Source organism: Halorubrum sp. GN12_10-3_MGM, from assembly GCF_005435235.1.
Taxonomy (GTDB): Archaea; Halobacteriota; Halobacteria; order Halobacteriales; family Haloferacaceae; genus Halorubrum; species Halorubrum ezzemoulense.
Genome location: NZ_SGUB01000075.1, coordinates 1 through 434 on the forward strand (window position 1 = coordinate 1; position 434 = coordinate 434).

Consider the following 434-nt stretch of genomic DNA (forward strand, 5'->3'; position numbering starts at 1 on the left):
CTCTAACAATGACTGGAGGAATGCCAGGCCCAGCGCCGGACGAACGGATGCGCCCGAAGGGCCGACGCAACACGCAGGGAATCCGCGTCGACCCCGAGGCCGAAGTGACACACGAACCGCGCCAGGCGGTGCTGTCCGCGCTGGTCAAGCACAGACCGGGCGTGCTGTCGGAGGTGTCGGCGCTGTTCAGCCGCCGGCAGTTCAACATCGAAAGTCTCACCGTCGGGCCAACAGTCGACGAGGACACAGCCCGGATGACGATCCTCATCGAGGAGCCGGAACCGGGGATCGATCAGGCGAAAAAGCAACTTCGGAAGCTCGTGCCTGTCATCTCGGTCAGAGAACTCGAAGGCGAGGCCGTCCGTCGGGAGCTCGCACTGGTGAAAGTCAGCGGCGAGAAGCCCGACGACGTCAACGCCGTCGCCGACATGTAC

The 434-nt window shown here is 64.3% G+C and carries 1 protein-coding gene; it reads left to right on the forward strand.

What is annotated here, in order from left to right:
• Positions 1-20: 20 nt before the first annotated feature.
• The coding region (ilvN, locus tag EXE47_RS18300; RefSeq protein ID WP_137708634.1) for an acetolactate synthase small subunit at positions 21-434 on the forward strand (414 nt) is incomplete at its 3' end.